Genomic DNA, 15,614 nt, shown 5'->3' with positions numbered 1-15,614 from the left:
TGTTTCAATCACAGCTCACGATTCTCTAAAGGCAGGCTTAGCCATGGAAATCTCTGGAAGCAGCGCGTTTTATTCGGGCCTGAATACCATTCAGTCCGGGCAAAGCCGTGTCGACCAGGCCGCCGGCAAGATCGCCAGTGCCGCCACCAGCCAACCTTCGGATGCGCAGAATGATCGCCTGCAGGCGGTCAATCGCGGTCAGCCGACCAACTCCGCCAGCAATATGGTGGAACTGGCCGAAGGCAAATTTCAGGTCGAACTGGGCGTTAAAGTCGCCAAGGCGTCGGATGAAATGCTGGGCACCCTGATCGATACCTACGCTTAACCCTTTCTGCTGATTCCCGGCTTCGTCCTGAAGCCGGTCGCGCCTGCGCAAACCTACATTTTCTGTTTACCCCTTGTGGCTCCACGCCGCAGGCCTCGTCGCGCCTGCCATTGACGCGCGTCATGACAAACGGCATCCGGACGACGCTTGACATCCCCAGGTCGTAAACGTATGTTTCAAACACCTGTTTGACCGCCACAATAAATTCCACGCGGTTGTTCATCCCAGCTACATCAGCAGAGGTTTATCGCTATGCCTGACTACAAGGCCCCCTTGCGTGATATTCGCTTCGTTCGTGACGAACTGCTCGGTTATGACGCGCACTATCAGAGCCTGCCTGCTTGCCAGGACGCCACCCCGGATATGGTTGACGCCATCCTCGAGGAGGGCGCCAAGTTTTGTGAGCAAGTGCTGGCACCGTTGAACCGTGTGGGCGACATCGAAGGGTGCACCTGGAGTGAGTCAGGCGTTAAGACCCCGACGGGTTTCAAAGAGGCCTACAAGCAATTCGTCGAAGGCGGCTGGCCGAGCCTGGCCCACGACGTGGAGCACGGTGGCCAAGGCCTGCCGGAATCCCTGGGCCTGGCCGTGAGCGAAATGGTCGGCGAAGCCAACTGGTCTTGGGGCATGTACCCAGGCCTGTCCCACGGCGCGATGAACACCATCTCCGAGCACGGCACCCCGGAGCAGCAGGCCGCTTACCTGACCAAGCTGGTGTCGGGCGAGTGGACCGGCACCATGTGCCTGACCGAGCCGCACTGTGGCACCGACCTGGGCATGCTGCGCACCAAGGCCGAGCCTCAGGCCGATGGTTCCTACAAAGTATCCGGCACCAAAATCTTTATCTCGGCCGGTGAGCACGACATGGCTGACAACATCGTCCACATCGTGCTGGCCCGCCTGCCGGACGCGCCGGCCGGCACCAAAGGTATCTCGCTGTTTATCGTGCCCAAGTTCATCCCGAACGCAGACGGTTCGATCGGTGCGCGCAACGCGGTGAACTGCGGTTCCCTGGAACACAAGATGGGGATCCACGGCAACGCCACCTGCGTGATGAACTTCGACGCGGCCACCGGTTACCTGATCGGCCCGGCGAACAAAGGCCTGAACTGCATGTTCACCTTTATGAACACCGCTCGCCTGGGCACCGCATTGCAAGGCCTGGCCCACGCCGAGATCGGCTTCCAGGGCGGTTTGAAATACGCTCGCGATCGCCTGCAAATGCGCTCCCTGACTGGCCCGAAAGCGCCGGAAAAAGCGGCTGACCCAATCATCGTGCACCCTGACGTGCGCCGTATGCTGCTGACCATGAAAGCCTTCGCCGAAGGCAACCGTGCGATGGTGTACTTCACCGCCAAGCAAGTGGACATCGTCAAGTACGGCACCGACGACGAGGCCAAGAAGCAAGCAGACGGTCTGCTGGCATTCATGACCCCGATCGCCAAGGCGTTCATGACCGAAGTCGGTTTTGAGTCCGCCAACCATGGCGTGCAGATCTACGGCGGCCACGGTTTCATCGCCGAGTGGGGCATGGAGCAAAACGTTCGCGACAGCCGCATTTCGATGCTGTACGAAGGCACCACCGGCATCCAGGCGCTGGACCTGCTCGGCCGTAAAGTGCTGATGACCCAGGGCGAAGCGCTCAAGGGCTTCACCAAGATCGTGCACAAGTTCTGCCAGGCCAACGAAGGCAACGAAGCCGTCAAGGAATTCGTCGCACCGTTGGCGGCACTGAACAAAGAATGGGGCGAGTTGACCATGAAGGTCGGCATGGCCGCGATGAAGGACCGCGAAGAAGTCGGTGCCGCCTCGGTGGATTACCTGATGTACTCCGGTTACGCGTGCCTGGCTTACTTCTGGGCCGACATGGCACGCCTGGCAGCCGAAAAACTGGCAGCCGGCACAGGCGAAGAAGCGTTCTACACCGCCAAGCTGCAGACCGCGCGCTTCTACTTCCAGCGCATCCTGCCGCGTACCCGTACCCACGTGGCAACCATGCTGTCGGGCGCCAATAACCTGATGGACATGAAAGAAGAAGACTTCGGCCTGGCTTACTAAGCCTTACCGGGTTCTCACTGAAACCGCCGCTCTCTTTCGGGAGCGGCGGTTTTTTGTGGGCGTCAGCCTGGCACTCAAGGTGTCGGCGTATAGGGCGTGCCGTCGCAATACACGTTGCCCGGCAATACGCCCCTGACCGCTATGGCCACCGTTGAAGATCGAAGCAGTTGACCGGTGTTATTTGGCATCCAATAGCTGAAATACATCACGCCCCTGCCGATCACTCCCATGCTGGTCGAATAGGGCACATTCACGGTAAGACCCAGGGTTGGCGCGTCGGCTGACAATACGACAGCGACCGTCACAGGTGGAACGATGAGGTTTGAACCATCGTCCTGCCGGCTCAATGCGCAGCTCAGCGTCAGCGTTTTACCGGCAATCAGAAGCACCGAAGGGGGGATAAACACCGTAATGAAACGATTTGTATAGGCCGTGTCCAAGGGTTGCGGCGAGCTGCAGTTGAGGTTGCCCTCCGCGTTCAGGTTCTGCACCCGCGGCGGCGGGAGCGTCATCAGGGCCGTCAGGTTGAAGATCAGGGCTCTGACAGGACCGTTGAAGACTACCCCGCCGCTGGTGATTCTGAACCCCACCTGAGCTGGCGTATCCGTGGTGGGGGCAGTCGGAAGTACAGCCTGTATTTGCGCCGTGTTGACGATAAACCTTAACGGTAGCGGTTGCCCCGCATAAGTCAGCGGTGCCGTTACGGCTGCGCCCGAGAGGGTCACGGTCACCGTGTCGCCGATTTGCAAATTGTCGACGTTGTCCAGCCACACCTCCATCCCTCCCAATCCGCTTTTTAGGATATCGGCCTGGGTCACGGTATTGTCCGGCGCGATCGCCTGTGTCACCCGTGGGATAGAGATGTTCGCCGGGGTGATCCGTACGGCCACTTTGACCTCAAGAATCAACGAGTCCCGGTCGCGGCAGCCCGCCTGGTCGATGATGCGGTAAGTCAATTGCCGCAAACCATTGCCTCGTGCACGGATAATGGCCGCCGACACAGGGATCAGGCGCTCGGCCGGTACATCAGGCAACGTAATGGGTGGGGTGTAGGGCACTTGCATGTGACTGTCGGTGTGGCCGTAGTAGAACACGCCGCGCAATTTGGTCCGGTTATTGATCTGTACATGTTCCGGAATTCTGAACAGCACCGGGTCATTGTTGGCCAGGTACTCATCGGTGATCAGCGGTGTCGCCAGATTCGCCGGCAGCAGGGGGCGCGGTGGTGTGATGGACAGATAGCCAAAAGGCGATCTTTTCTGGACGCGCAAGGACGTGCTGGTGGTTGCACGCGACACGTTGTCACCGTCTTCCAGAATGTAGGTGAGCCGATAGTCGCCCTCACTCCCCACCAGGCGGCGTGGCACGAGGACCTCGAACTCCCCGACGGGATAGGCCGGCAGTTGGTGGTAGGACAGCACTTGGTATTCCGCCGGTGGGGGCAGCTCCGCGTACACCCTGATGATGGGGCGGGAGCCGGGAGGGCCGGGCTGCGGCTGGGGCGGAATTCGAATGCGCAAGTCACCGGCTGCGGCTGTCAACGGGACAAGGCCGTCTGTATCGGGGATGGCGTCCACCACGATCAGTGGTGGCAACCGGGGGATGGCGTTACGGATCAAGAACAGTGAACTTGCACGCACCAGATCGTTGATTGAGGCGTCCATGGAAAACGCTCCCGGATGGTTGAAGGAAATTTCCTCGTCCCGACGGCTCACTGGGCGTTGTTTGGATTAAACACAGCAAACCTTGTGACGGATACTGTCAGAACTGACAGTGCGCTGGGGCTGCCTGATGCTTGGCTTTTCTCGGGACCTGTTGTGCGAGGTAAAAAACCAGAGCGTGGCACTCAGGGATTGGCCCAACCGGCCGTTAAAGTAGTGGCATAGTGATACATGTCAGACAGCTTGTGGTTAACTGTTGGCATGAAGGCATAGTGCTACTACCTTTCTGCGGGTCGGAGTTTTACCCTTGTCACGCGTGTCCGCTGTACGTTTCAGTCATTTCCTTCCTTCGTTACTGCTGTTGCTGGCGGGGCTCTCGGCTGCGTACGTCAAAGACCTCAGCGTGTTCTTCACCTCGTTGTTCAATGTGTTGCCGACTCTGGTGTTGCTGCTCGGCGGTTCTTACTGCGCTGTGTACCGGCGCCAGCGTGAGCTGTTCTTGATGATCACGGTGTACATCGCCTATTTCCTGCTGGATACCCAGACCGATTTCTACCGCGACAATGGCCGCGTACGCGAAGACGCGGCGGTGGTGTTTCATTTGTGCTGCCTGTTATTGCCCCTGCTGTTCAGCATCTATGCACTGTGGCAGGAGAAGACCCACCTGTTCCGCGACTTCGTGGCCCGCTGCGCCGTGTTGCTGGCCATCGGCAGCGTTGCGTTGGCCCTGGAGCAGAGTTACCCGGAGGCCGTGCTGAACTGGTTGGCGGAGATCCGCTGGCCGGCGTTGCATGGCAGGTGGATGAGCCTGATCCAGTTGTCGTACCCGATGTTTTTGATCGGCTTCCTCACCCTGGCGGCGCAGTATTGGTACCAGCCGCGCCCGTTGCATGCGGCGCAACTGGTGGGACTGCTGGGGGTGTTTTGGATGTTGCCGCAGACGTTCATCCTGCCGTTCACCCTCAACATCATGTGCAGCCAGGTGATGCTGATGATCGCCGCCGGCGTGGCCCATGAGGCCTATCAAATGGCGTTCCGCGATGAGCTGACCGGCCTGCCTGGGCGTCGTGCACTCAATGAGCGCATGCAGCGCCTGGGGCGCAATTACGTACTGGCGATGAGCGACGTTGATCACTTCAAACGCTTCAACGATACCCATGGCCACGACGTCGGCGACCAGGTATTGCGGCTGGTGGCGAGCAAACTGTCCAAGGTCAACGGCGGCGGGCGCGCCTATCGCTACGGTGGTGAAGAGTTCGCCGTGGTGTTTGCCGGCAAGACCCTGGATGAGTGCATGCCGCACTTGGAAGAAATCCGCGAGATCATTGCCAACTACGACATCAAGCTGCGCAACGCCGATCGGCCCCAGGATGATCAACAAGGCCGTCAGCGCCGGGCCGCCAGCGGCGCGTCGAGTGTGTCGGTGACGGTCAGCATCGGCGTGGCCGAGCGTCAGGTCGACCAGCGTACGCCCGAAGAGGTGCTCAAATCCGCCGACCAGGCGCTGTATGCCGCCAAGGGCGCGGGCCGCAACTGTGTGGTCGCCGCCGGGCAAACACGCCGTGGCGCGGTGCGCATGCAGAGCGCTGCCGGTTGAGTGATGGCGCTGTATTCAGCGCTTCTACAGTGATTGTTCGGGGCGCTGGCCGGCAGTAGGTTGAGGTATCTGCCGCCGGAGACATGACCATGCCTGAGTACAAAGCTCCCTTGCGCGACATGCGCTTTCTGATCGACAACGTGTTTGATTTTCACGGCCACTACGCCTCGCTTGGCGCCACCGACGCCAGCCCGGACATGGTCAGCGCGATCCTTGAAGAAGGCGCGAAATTTTGCGAAAACGTGCTCTCCCCGCTTAACCGCAGCGGCGACGAAGAAGGCTGCCATTTCGACAATGGCGTCGTCACCACGCCTAAAGGGTTCAAGGCGGCGTTCGCCCACTACGTCGAAGGCGGCTGGCACGGCGTCGCGGCGGACCCGGCCTACGGTGGCCAGGGCTTGCCGCAATCGTTGGGGCTGGTGCTCAGTGAAATGATCGGCTCCAGCAACACGTCCTGGGGCATGTACCCCGGCCTGACTCACGGCGCCATGTCGGCGATCCACGCCCACGGCACCGCTGAACAAAAAGACACGTACCTGGGCAAACTCACCGCTGGTGAATGGACCGGCACCATGTGCCTGACCGAAGCCCACTGCGGCACCGACCTGGGCCTGATCAAAACCCGCGCCGTGCCCCAGGCTGACGGCAGTTATGCGGTCACCGGCAGCAAGATCTTCATCTCGGCCGGCGAGCACGACCTGAGTGCGAATATCATCCATCTGGTGCTGGCCAAGCTGCCGGATGCACCGGCTGGGACCAAGGGCATTTCCCTGTTTATCGTGCCCAAGTTCCATGCCGACTCCGGTGAGCGCAACGCGGTGCAGTGCGGCTCGATCGAACACAAAATGGGCATCAAGGCCTCGGCCACCTGCGTGCTGAACTTTGACGGCGCCAAGGGCTTCTTGATTGGCGAGGTCAACAAAGGCCTCAACTGCATGTTCACCATGATGAATCACGCGCGTCTGGGCACCGGCATGCAGGGCCTGTGCAATGGCGAAGCGAGCTTTCAGGGCGCAGTCAAATACGCCAGCGACCGCCTGCAAATGCGCTCGCTGACCGGCGCCAAGGCCCCGGACAAAGCCGCCGACCCGATCATCGTGCACGCCGACGTGCGTCGCATGCTGCTGACCATGAAAGCCTTCAACGAAGGCAATCGCGCGTTGGCCTACTTCACTGCGCAACTGCTCGACACGGCGCACTTGAGCAGCGACCCCGCGCAACGCCAGGAGGCCGAGGACCTGTTGGCGTTTCTCACGCCGATCTGCAAAGCCTTTATGACCGACACCGGGCTGGAGGTGACCAACCACGGCATGCAGGTGTTCGGCGGCCATGGCTATATTCGCGAATGGGGCATGGAGCAATTGGTGCGTGATGCGCGGATTGCACCGATCTATGAGGGCACCAATGGCATCCAGGCCCTCGACCTGCTGGGGCGCAAGGTGCTGGGCAGCCAGGGCAAGCTGCTGCGCGGGTTCACTAAAATCGTGCATAAGTTCTGTGCGGCCAATACCGAGCATCCACAGCTCAATGCCTACGTGGCACAGCTCAATCAACTGAATCAGGAATGGGGCGCGCTGACCACCCAAGTCGGTATGGCCGCGATGAAAAACCCTGACGAAGTGGGCGCGGCGGCGGTGGATTACTTGATGTACAGCGGTTATGTGATCCTCGCCTACCTGTGGTTGCGCATGGCGATGGCCGCGCAGGAGCATGACGATGTCGAGTTTGCCAAGGCCAAACTGGCCACCTGCGAGTTCTACTTCAAGCGCCTGTTACCGCGTACTGCCAGCCATCGCGCGGCCGTGGAGGCGGGCAGCGAATGCCTGATGAGTCTGCCTGCGGAGGCCTTTGGACTCTGATGACTTAAAAATACCGATCAGTCACAAGTGGACCCTATGTGTCGGAAAAGTTGTTCGGGTACACTCGGGGCCTGTAAAACCGATCCTATCGAATCACTTTTCACGTTCTCACGAGGTTTGCCATGGCTGATTACAAAGCGCCGTTGCGTGATATGCGCTTCGTCCTCAACGAAGTATTTGAGGTTGCCAACACTTGGGCCCAATTGCCTTCGTTGGCAGACACGGTTGACGCCGAAACCGTTGAAGCGATCCTCGAAGAGGCCGGTAAAGTCACCGCCAAGTCCATTGCTCCCCTCAGCCGAGGCGGCGATGAGCAGGGTTGCCGTTGGGACAACACGGCGGTGTTTACCCCCGACGGTTATCCACAGGCCTACAAAACCTACGCCGAAGGCGGCTGGGTCGGCGTAGGCGGCGACCCGGTGTTCGGCGGCATGGGCATGCCCAAGGCAGTGTCGGCGCAGGTTGAAGAGATGATCAACTCCTCCAGCCTGGCGTTCGGTCTGTACCCGATGCTGACCTCCGGTGCCTGTGTGTCGATCGCGACCCACGCCAGCGACGCACTCAAGGCGGCCTACCTGCCGAAGATGTATTCCGGTGAGTGGGCCGGCTCCATGTGCCTGACCGAGGCCCATGCCGGCACCGACCTGGGGATGATCCGCACCAAGGCCGAGCCTCAGGCGGATGGCACCTACACGATCAGCGGGACCAAAATCTTTATCACCGGTGGCGAGCACGATCTCACCGAGAACATCATCCACCTGGTATTGGCCAAGCTGCCGGATGCGCCGGCCGGTCCCAAGGGCATCTCGCTGTTCCTGGTGCCCAAGTTCATGGTCAACGCCGATGGCAGCCTGGGCGCGCGTAACCCGGTGAGCTGCGGCTCTATCGAACACAAGATGGGCATCCAGGCCTCCGCGACCTGCGTGATGAACTTCGACGCCGCCGTGGGTTACCTGGTGGGTGAGCCCAACCGTGGGTTGGCGGCGATGTTCACCATGATGAATTACGAGCGCCTGGGAGTGGGTATTCAGGGCTTGGCGTCGGGCGAGCGTTCTTACCAGAACGCCATCGAGTATGCGCGTGACCGCCTGCAAAGCCGTGCGCCGACCGGTGCCCAGGCCAAGGACAAGGCCGCCGACCCGATCATCGTCCACCCGGACGTGCGCCGCATGCTGCTGACCATGAAAGCTTCGAACGAGGGCGGTCGGGCGTTTTCCACGTATGTGGCGACCCAACTGGACATCGCCAAGTTCAGCGAAGACGCGGCAGCCCGTGAGCGTGCCGACAACCTGGTGGCATTGCTGACGCCGGTGGCCAAGGCGTTCCTCAGCGACCTGGGCCTGGAAACCACGGTGCTCGGCCAGCAGATATTTGGCGGCCACGGCTATATTCGCGAATGGGGCCAGGAGCAACTGGTGCGCGATGTGCGCATCACCCAGATCTACGAAGGCACCAACGGCATTCAGGCCCTGGATTTGATGGGGCGCAAGATCGTCGGCAGCGGCGGTGCTTTCTATACCTTGTTTGCCGACGAAATCCGCCAGTTCATCGCTGACGCGGGTCCTGAGTCAGCCGAGTTCACCCAGCCGCTGAGCGTTGCGGTGGATAACCTGGATGAACTGACTGCCTGGGTACTCGATCGTGCCAAGACCAATCCAAATGAGATCGGTGCGGCCTCGGTGGAGTATTTGCACGCGTTTGGTTACATGGCCTACGCCTACATGTGGGCACGCATGGCCAAGGCGGCGTTGGGCAAGGAGGCCGAGGAAGATTTCTACGCCAGCAAGCTGGGCACTGCACGCTTCTACTTTGCACGGTTGCTGCCACGTATTCACTCCCTGAGTGCTTCGGTAAAAGCCGGTAGCGAATCGCTGTTTTTGCTGGATGAGGCCCTGTTTTAAAGGCTTGGAGGGCTTGTAAGCAATCTCTTACATGACGTGCTGCTAATCGTCCTCTATCGCCACATTGGATCCACGGATAATCTACTTCACATGGACGTCGCGCAGGAAGCGCAAAGCAACAACACGGACACGTAGGATTCTGCCAGGAAGGCGGAGTGAAATGGATGTCAGGGAAACAGTCTGCAAAGCCCCGCTTCGGCGGGGTTTTCTTTTGCCTGCGAAAAAGTCAGGCGGGCGCCTGAGGCGCATTCATCACGTCTTCCAACAAGGCGCGCAGCAACGCCAGTGTCGCCTGTTGGCGCTGCACATCGCGGCAGACCAGGCCGACCTTCAGCGGCACCCTTGGCTCACTCAGGGGTTTCCACAGCAGCAACTGGCTATTGTGTTCATCCTGGGACCGCCCCGGCAGCACGGTCGCCAATTTGCTATTGGGCAGGCTGTCGAGAATCCCCACCATGGTATTGAGCTCCGCCTGCACCTGGGGACGCCGGCCAAGGTTGGCGAGTTGGCCCTGCCAGATCTGTCGGATCTGAAACTCTTCTCCCAGCAGCAACATCGGCAATTCAGCGGCCTGTTTCAGCGAGACTTTCTTGAACTCGCGCAGCGGGTGATCCTCGGGGATGACCACCTTCAGCTCATCCTCATACAGCAACACCCCGTGTAACCCTGGCTGACGGGGCGGCAGATAGCTGATGCCAATGTCCAGCGAGCCGTTGAGCAACCGCCTTTCGATTTCCAGCCCGGTCAATTCGTAGATCTGCACCACCAGGTGTGGCTGGGCCTTGCGCACGCGTTCGAGCATCTGCGGGACCAGGCTGGTGTGGACGGTTTGCAGCACGCCGATGGCCAAGGTGCGCAATGCCTGGCCCTTGAAGTTGCGCAACGCCTCGACTGCCTGCTGCATGCCATCAATCAAGGGCAACGCGTGGTTGTACAGCGTGTGGGCTGCCAAGGTCGGCAACAGGCGTTTGCTGCTGCGTTCGAAAAGGCTCACATCCAGGTTTTGCTCCAGATGGCGGATCTGTTGCGACAAGGCCGGTTGGGAGATCGACAGACGTTCAGCGGCACGGCCCACGTGGCCCTCTTCATACACAGCGACGAAATAACGCAGTTGCTTGAAATCCATAAGTCTTTCTTATCGAAAAAGCTGGAAAATCGAAATGGCCCGTGGCCCCCGAGACGCCTAGTCTAGCGCCTATTCGCAGGGCTTACAGGGCCAGATCGGTCAATGAACAGTGTTTGTGTTGATAGCGTTTACATAGGAAATTCAAACAATGCACAGGCGGTGTTCGCACCAGGCTCATTTGCTATCGGGGGCGATCTGTGAACCTGTTCAGCAAACGTCGGCCCGCGCCAAGCCTGGATGATCTGCTTATGGACACCACCGTCGAGCGGTCCAGCGAGTGCCTGATGCCCACGGTGGCCCGACCACCCCACGTGTTCGTACGCGGTCAGGGTTCCTGGCTGTGGGACAGCGACGACCGTGCCTATTTGGACTTCAGCCAAGGCAACGGCGCCAATAGCCTCGGGCACAGCCCGCAGGTATTGATCAAGGCGCTGAGCGAGCAGACCCTGGCACTGATCAACCCCGGCATGGGCTTGTATAACCGTACTCAACTTAACCTCGTCGACCGCCTGTGCCACCGCACCGGCAGCGATCAGGCCTACTTGCTCAACAGTGGCGCGGAGGCCTGTGAAGCGGCGATCAAGCTGGCGCGCAAGTGGGGCCAGCTGCATCGTGGCGGCGCTTATCGCATCATCAGTGCCGGTAACGGCTGCCATGGCCGCAGTTTCGCCGCGCTGGCCGCGTCGGCGAGCACCCTGGAAAACCGTTTCGAGCCGCAACTGCCTGGTTTCAGCCACGTGCCCTTCAACGACCTGCCGGCCCTGCACGCAGCGGTTGACGCGCAAACCGTCGCGATCATGCTTGAGCCGATCCAGGGCGCCGGCGTGTTTCCTGCGACCGAGCACTACCTCAAGGGCGTCGAGCATTTGTGCCGGGAGCTGGGCATTCTGTTGATCCTCGACGAAGTAAAAACCGGCCTCGGTCGTTGCGGCACGCTGCTCGCCGAGCAACAGTACGGTGTGCATGCCGACATCATCGCGCTGGGTAAAGGCCTGGGCGGCGGTGTACCGCTGGCGGCATTGCTGGCGCGGGGCAAGGCATGCTGTTTTGACCTCGGTGAGCTGGAAGGCACCCACCATGGCAACGCGCTGATGGCTTCGGCCGGTGCGGCGGTGGTGGACTCGGTGCTGGAGCACGGTTTTCTGGAGCATGTGCGCGAGTCTGGCGCTCACCTCGGCGAAGGCCTGGCTCGCCTGGCCTACCGCTATGGTCACGGTGAATTACGCGGCCAGGGCCTGATGTGGGGGCTGACGTTGTCGGATGATTCTGCCGACGCGGTAGTAAAAGCCGCGCTGCATGAAGGCCTGATCCTGACAGCCGCGCAACCCGACTGCCTGCGCTTCACCCCGGCGCTCACCGTGAGCCAAAGCAACATCGACGAAATGCTGCTGCGCCTGGCCCGCGCCTTCTCCCGCGTGCGCACTGCGCAATTGCAGTGCCGCAAGGGCATCGCCGTTTAACCCCTATTCCTGAACCGTCTCGCGGTATACGCGGCGCCTCCAGCCTGACTCTTTTGGCTGGGGGCGTTTTTTTGTCTGCCGCAGAAGGATGGCGCAATGCCAGAATCCACTGAACCCTCACGAAGCCCAAAGGTCGATTAGCTACACGGCTCAAACGAGCCGATTTTTCGGAGCTGACCCATGGATATCATTCGTATCATTATCGCCATCCTGCTGCCGCCACTGGGTGTGTTCCTGCAAGTAGGCTTCGGCGGCGCGTTCTGGCTGAATATTCTGCTGACCTTGTGCGGTTACTTCCCGGGCATCATCCACGCGGTATACATCATCGCCAAGCGCTGAGGCCCTAGCTTTTTGCGATGAGCCGTGAGTTGCGCTCATTGCGAAAGGCCAGTTGCTCGATGGTCTGGGTGGCGTGTTCGGCGTCTTCCCGCGCTTGCAGAATAATGCCGTGCTGCTCGGACTTGCTGCACACGGGGTCGGCATTGCTGGCGTCGCCGGTGAGCATGAAGGCTTGGCAGCGGCAGCCGCCGAAGTCCTTTTCCTTTTCATCGCATGAGCGGCACGGCTCGGGCATCCAGTCGTAGCCGCGAAAGCGGTTAAAGCCAAACGAGTCGTACCAGATGTGCTGCATGCTGTGGTCGCGCACATTGGGAAACTGCACCGGCATCTGTCGGGCGCCGTGGCAGGGCAGGGCGGTGCCGTCCGGTGTGACGGTCAGAAAAATGCTGCCCCAGCCGTTCATGCAGGCTTTTGGGCGCTCCTCGTAGTAGTCCGGTGTCACGAAGATCAGCTTGCACGGATGCCCCTCGGCTTCGAGCCTGGCGCGGTATTCGTTGGTGATCCGTTCGGCGCGTACCAGTTGCTCCCTGGTGGGCAGCAACCCCACGCGGTTGAGTTGCGCCCAACCGTAGAACTGGCACGTGGCAAGCTCGACAAAATCCGCTTCCAGGGCGATGCACAGCTCGATGATGCGGTCGATTTTGTCGATATTGTGCCGATGGGTGACGAAGTTCAGCACCATCGGATAGCCGTGGGCCTTGACTGCACGGGCCATCTCCAGCTTCTGCGCAAAGGCTTTTTTCGAGCCGGCCAGCAGGTTGTTCACCTGTTCGTCGCTGGCCTGAAAGCTGATCTGGATATGGTCCAGCCCGGCTTTCTTGAAATCGCTGATTTTCTGCTCGGTCAGGCCGATACCGGAGGTGATCAGGTTGGTGTAGAACCCCAGTTTGCGCGCCTCGGCGATCAACTCCGCGAGGTCCTGGCGCACCAGCGGTTCACCGCCGGAAAACCCCAACTGCGCGGCACCCATTTCTCGGGCCTCGCGAAAGACCTTGATCCACTGCTCGGTGCTCAGCTCCTTGCCCTGCTCGGCGAAATCCAGCGGGTTGGAGCAATACGGGCACTGCAGCGGACAGCGGTAGGTCAACTCCGCCAACAGCCACAGCGGCAGGCCGACGGCCGGTTTTTCAGGCAAGGGTGATCCAGTGCTCAGCACGGGCGACCTCCATGAATTGCTCGATGTCGTCAGCGAGCTCAGGTACACCGGGGAATTGTTGATCCAGCTCGGCGATGATCGCGGCCACGTCGCGCTCGCCATCGATCAAGCCACCGATCAACGCAGCGCTGTCATTGAGCTTGATCATGCCTTCGGGGTAGAGCAGCACGTGGCCTTTTTGCGCCGGCTCGTATTGGTAGCGATAGCCCTGGCGCCAGGTCGGTGTTCTGCTGCGATCAAAGCTCATAGGGTGATCCCTTTATGCCAGACCCGCTGCTCGGTCACGCTGTGATAGGGCGGGCGTTTGAGTTCGTAGGCCATGCTCATGGCGTCCAGCATGCTCCACAGGATGTCCAGTTTGAACTGCAGGATCTCCAGCATGCGTTCCTGACCGGCACGGGTGGTGTAGTGCTGCAGTGTAATGGCCAGCCCGTGCTCTACGTCGCGTCGGGCCTGGCCCAGGCGGGTGCGGAAGTACTCGTAACCGGTGGGGTCGATCCACGGGTAATGCTGGGGCCAGCTGTCGAGGCGCGATTGGTGGATCTGCGGCGCGAACAATTCGGTCAGTGAGCTGCTGGCGGCTTCCTGCCAACTGGCGCGACGGGCGAAGTTGACATAGGCATCCACCGCAAACCGTACGCCGGGCAGTACCAGTTCCTGGGAGCGCAGTTGGTCCGGGTCGAGGCCGACCGCTTGGCCCAGGCGCAGCCAGGCTTCGATGCCGCCGTCTTCACCGGGCGCGCCATCGTGGTCGAGCAAGCGCTGGATCCACTCGCGTCGGATCTCGCGGTCCGGGCAGTTGGCCAGGATCGCGGCGTCCTTCAGCGGGATGTTCACCTGATAGTAGAAGCGGTTGGCGACCCAGCCCTGGATCTGCTCGCGGCTGGCGCGGCCTTCATACATCGCCACGTGGTAAGGGTGATGGATATGGTAGAAGGCGCCCTTGGCCCGCAAGGCGGCTTCGAATTCGGCGGGCGTCAATGGTGTGTCAGTCATCGGGGTTGCTCCTACAATTCAAGGCTCATGCCGTCGTAAGCCACTTCGACATTGCGCCGTACCAGTTCCGCCCGCTCGGGGGAATCTTCATCGAGGATCGGGTTGGTATTGTTGATGTGGATAAGCACCTTGCGCTGCCGTGGCAGTTGCTCCAACACTTCGAGCATGCCGCCGGGGCCGTTCTGGGCCAGGTGGCCCATCTCGCGACCGGTGCGGGTGCCGACGCCACGGCGTTGCATTTCATCGTCATCCCACATGGTGCCGTCCACCAGCAGGCAGTCGCTGCCGGCCATGATTTCCAGCAGCGGCGCATCGACCTTGCCCAGGCCTGGGGCGTAGAACAGTGTGCCGCCGGTGCGCAGGTCTTCGACGATCAAGCCGATGTTGTCGCCTGGGTGCGGGTCGAAGCGGTGCGGTGAATAGGGGGGCGCGGCACTGCGCAGTGGCAATGGGGTGAAGCGCAGGTTCGGGCAGGCCGGGATGGTGAAGCAGGTGTCCAGTTCGATACGGTTCCAGGCCAGGCCGCCGTTCCAGTGGGTGAGCATGGTGAACAGCGGGAAACCGGTGCTCAGGTCTTCATGAACCATGTCGGTGCACCACACCTGGTGCGGGCAGCCTTCGCGCAGGCTCAGCAAACCGGTGGTGTGGTCGATCTGGCTGTCCATCAGGATGATCGCGCTGATGCCGGTGTCGCGCAGGGCGCGGCCGGGTTGCATCGGCGCAAAGCCTTGGAGTTGCGCACGGATATCCGGAGAGGCATTGCACAGCACCCAATGGACGCCATCGTCGGAAATGGCAATGGACGACTGGGTACGCGCTTGCGCACGCAGGCTGCCATCACGAAAACCTGCGCAGTTCACGCAGTTGCAGTTCCACTGTGGGAAGCCACCGCCGGCGGCGGAACCTAGAATCTGGACAAACATGATTGCTCCATCACGCAAAGCTCAAAACAAAAACGCCCCGGGCGAACCGAGGCGTTGTATTACCCAGCGGATTAACGGCTGGCGAAGTACATGGTGACTTCGAAGCCGATGCGCAGATCAGTGTAAGCAGGTTTGGACCAAGTCATATTCTTACTCCTACGAAGGGATGGGACGTTTACTACCAAGTAATACATATAGTCCACCTCCAGTCGG

14 protein-coding genes are annotated in these 15,614 nt (G+C 60.5%); 7 read left to right on the top strand and 7 right to left on the bottom strand.

Annotation, left to right across the window (positions count from 1 at the left end; genetic code table 11):
• The first annotated feature begins 43 nt into the window (after window positions 1–43).
• Entirely contained in the window at window positions 44–325 is a 282-nt protein-coding gene (locus tag PSH59_RS23635; protein WP_099585700.1) for a pyrroloquinoline quinone biosynthesis protein PqqE, read from the top strand.
• A 252-nt stretch (window positions 326–577) separates the two neighbouring features.
• Window positions 578–2,383 (top strand): acyl-CoA dehydrogenase C-terminal domain-containing protein, encoded by a 1,806-nt coding sequence (locus tag PSH59_RS23630; RefSeq protein WP_248080322.1) that lies wholly within the window; start codon window positions 578–580, stop codon window positions 2,381–2,383.
• A gap of 74 nt (window positions 2,384–2,457) precedes the next feature.
• Here the strand turns inward: PSH59_RS23630 and PSH59_RS23625 are convergent, their stop codons facing one another.
• Window positions 2,458–4,047 (bottom strand): hypothetical protein, encoded by a 1,590-nt coding sequence (locus PSH59_RS23625; RefSeq protein ID WP_305393784.1) that lies wholly within the window; start codon window positions 4,045–4,047, stop codon window positions 2,458–2,460.
• Between the two features lie 304 nt (window positions 4,048–4,351).
• On the opposite strand from PSH59_RS23625, the gene PSH59_RS23620 reads away from it, so the two are divergent.
• From PSH59_RS23620 to PSH59_RS23610, 3 genes are all read left to right on the top strand, one after another.
• On the top strand, window positions 4,352–5,641 hold the full coding sequence (locus PSH59_RS23620) for a diguanylate cyclase (protein ID WP_248080318.1): 1,290 nt from the start codon (window positions 4,352–4,354) through the stop codon (window positions 5,639–5,641).
• An 89-nt stretch (window positions 5,642–5,730) separates the two neighbouring features.
• On the top strand, window positions 5,731–7,500 hold the full coding sequence (locus tag PSH59_RS23615) for an acyl-CoA dehydrogenase C-terminal domain-containing protein (protein ID WP_305393783.1): 1,770 nt from the start codon (window positions 5,731–5,733) through the stop codon (window positions 7,498–7,500).
• Between the two features lie 122 nt (window positions 7,501–7,622).
• The gene (locus PSH59_RS23610; protein WP_305393782.1) at window positions 7,623–9,401 is read left to right on the top strand and encodes an acyl-CoA dehydrogenase C-terminal domain-containing protein; all 1,779 of its coding nucleotides are present in this window, start codon (window positions 7,623–7,625) and stop codon (window positions 9,399–9,401) included.
• Between the two features lie 226 nt (window positions 9,402–9,627).
• Here PSH59_RS23610 and PSH59_RS23605 read toward each other — a convergent pair whose 3' ends face one another.
• A complete protein-coding gene (locus PSH59_RS23605) occupies window positions 9,628–10,527 on the bottom strand; it encodes a LysR family transcriptional regulator (protein ID WP_305393781.1) in 900 nt (299 codons plus the stop codon).
• A gap of 197 nt (window positions 10,528–10,724) precedes the next feature.
• Here PSH59_RS23605 and PSH59_RS23600 point away from each other — a divergent pair, with 197 nt between their 5' ends.
• Window positions 10,725–11,987, top strand: a complete 1,263-nt coding sequence (locus PSH59_RS23600) for an aspartate aminotransferase family protein (RefSeq protein ID WP_305393780.1) — start codon at window positions 10,725–10,727, stop codon at window positions 11,985–11,987.
• Between the two features lie 180 nt (window positions 11,988–12,167).
• The gene (locus PSH59_RS23595; RefSeq protein ID WP_003194776.1) at window positions 12,168–12,326 is read left to right on the top strand and encodes a YqaE/Pmp3 family membrane protein; all 159 of its coding nucleotides are present in this window, start codon (window positions 12,168–12,170) and stop codon (window positions 12,324–12,326) included.
• Window positions 12,327–12,330: 4 nt separating this feature from the next.
• Here the strand turns inward: PSH59_RS23595 and pqqE are convergent, their stop codons facing one another.
• From pqqE to pqqA, 5 genes are all read right to left on the bottom strand, one after another.
• Window positions 12,331–13,461, bottom strand: a complete 1,131-nt coding sequence (gene pqqE, locus PSH59_RS23590) for a pyrroloquinoline quinone biosynthesis protein PqqE (protein WP_370694439.1) — start codon at window positions 13,459–13,461, stop codon at window positions 12,331–12,333.
• On the bottom strand, window positions 13,454–13,729 hold the full coding sequence (pqqD, locus tag PSH59_RS23585) for a pyrroloquinoline quinone biosynthesis peptide chaperone PqqD (RefSeq protein WP_248080306.1): 276 nt from the start codon (window positions 13,727–13,729) through the stop codon (window positions 13,454–13,456). Before pqqD ends, pqqE begins: the two co-directional genes overlap by 8 nt.
• Entirely contained in the window at window positions 13,726–14,478 is a 753-nt protein-coding gene (pqqC, locus tag PSH59_RS23580; RefSeq protein WP_248080305.1) for a pyrroloquinoline-quinone synthase PqqC, read from the bottom strand. Before pqqC ends, pqqD begins: the two co-directional genes overlap by 4 nt.
• A gap of 11 nt (window positions 14,479–14,489) precedes the next feature.
• Entirely contained in the window at window positions 14,490–15,401 is a 912-nt protein-coding gene (pqqB, locus tag PSH59_RS23575) for a pyrroloquinoline quinone biosynthesis protein PqqB (RefSeq protein ID WP_248080303.1), read from the bottom strand.
• Window positions 15,402–15,472: 71 nt separating this feature from the next.
• Window positions 15,473–15,547 carry a pyrroloquinoline quinone precursor peptide PqqA gene (gene pqqA, locus PSH59_RS23570; RefSeq protein ID WP_003194766.1) on the bottom strand — a complete coding sequence of 25 codons (75 nt, stop codon included), beginning with the start codon at window positions 15,545–15,547 and terminating at the stop codon, window positions 15,473–15,475.
• Window positions 15,548–15,614 lie beyond the last annotated feature (67 nt).

It is taken from the genome of Pseudomonas sp. FP2309, assembly GCF_030687575.1.
In the GTDB taxonomy this organism is placed as follows: Bacteria; Pseudomonadota; Gammaproteobacteria; order Pseudomonadales; family Pseudomonadaceae; genus Aquipseudomonas.
This window is presented reverse-complemented; position numbering and strand designations above follow the sequence as displayed.

What these genes read in the sequence shown, in the direction of transcription:
- PSH59_RS23595 (WP_003194776.1), top strand. Translation starts at nt 12,168, where the DNA reads ATGGATATCATTCGTATCATTATCGCCATCCTGCTGCCGCCACTGGGT.
- PSH59_RS23610 (WP_305393782.1), top strand. Translation starts at nt 7,623, where the DNA reads ATGGCTGATTACAAAGCGCCGTTGCGTGATATGCGCTTCGTCCTCAAC.
- PSH59_RS23625 (WP_305393784.1), bottom strand. Translation starts at nt 4,047, where the DNA reads ATGGACGCCTCAATCAACGATCTGGTGCGTGCAAGTTCACTGTTCTTG.
- PSH59_RS23635 (WP_099585700.1), top strand. Translation starts at nt 44, where the DNA reads ATGGAAATCTCTGGAAGCAGCGCGTTTTATTCGGGCCTGAATACCATT.
- pqqB (WP_248080303.1), bottom strand. Translation starts at nt 15,401, where the DNA reads ATGTTTGTCCAGATTCTAGGTTCCGCCGCCGGCGGTGGCTTCCCACAG.
- PSH59_RS23630 (WP_248080322.1), top strand. Translation starts at nt 578, where the DNA reads ATGCCTGACTACAAGGCCCCCTTGCGTGATATTCGCTTCGTTCGTGAC.
- PSH59_RS23605 (WP_305393781.1), bottom strand. Translation starts at nt 10,527, where the DNA reads ATGGATTTCAAGCAACTGCGTTATTTCGTCGCTGTGTATGAAGAGGGC.
- pqqC (WP_248080305.1), bottom strand. Translation starts at nt 14,478, where the DNA reads ATGACTGACACACCATTGACGCCCGCCGAATTCGAAGCCGCCTTGCGG.
- PSH59_RS23615 (WP_305393783.1), top strand. Translation starts at nt 5,731, where the DNA reads ATGCCTGAGTACAAAGCTCCCTTGCGCGACATGCGCTTTCTGATCGAC.
- pqqD (WP_248080306.1), bottom strand. Translation starts at nt 13,729, where the DNA reads ATGAGCTTTGATCGCAGCAGAACACCGACCTGGCGCCAGGGCTATCGC.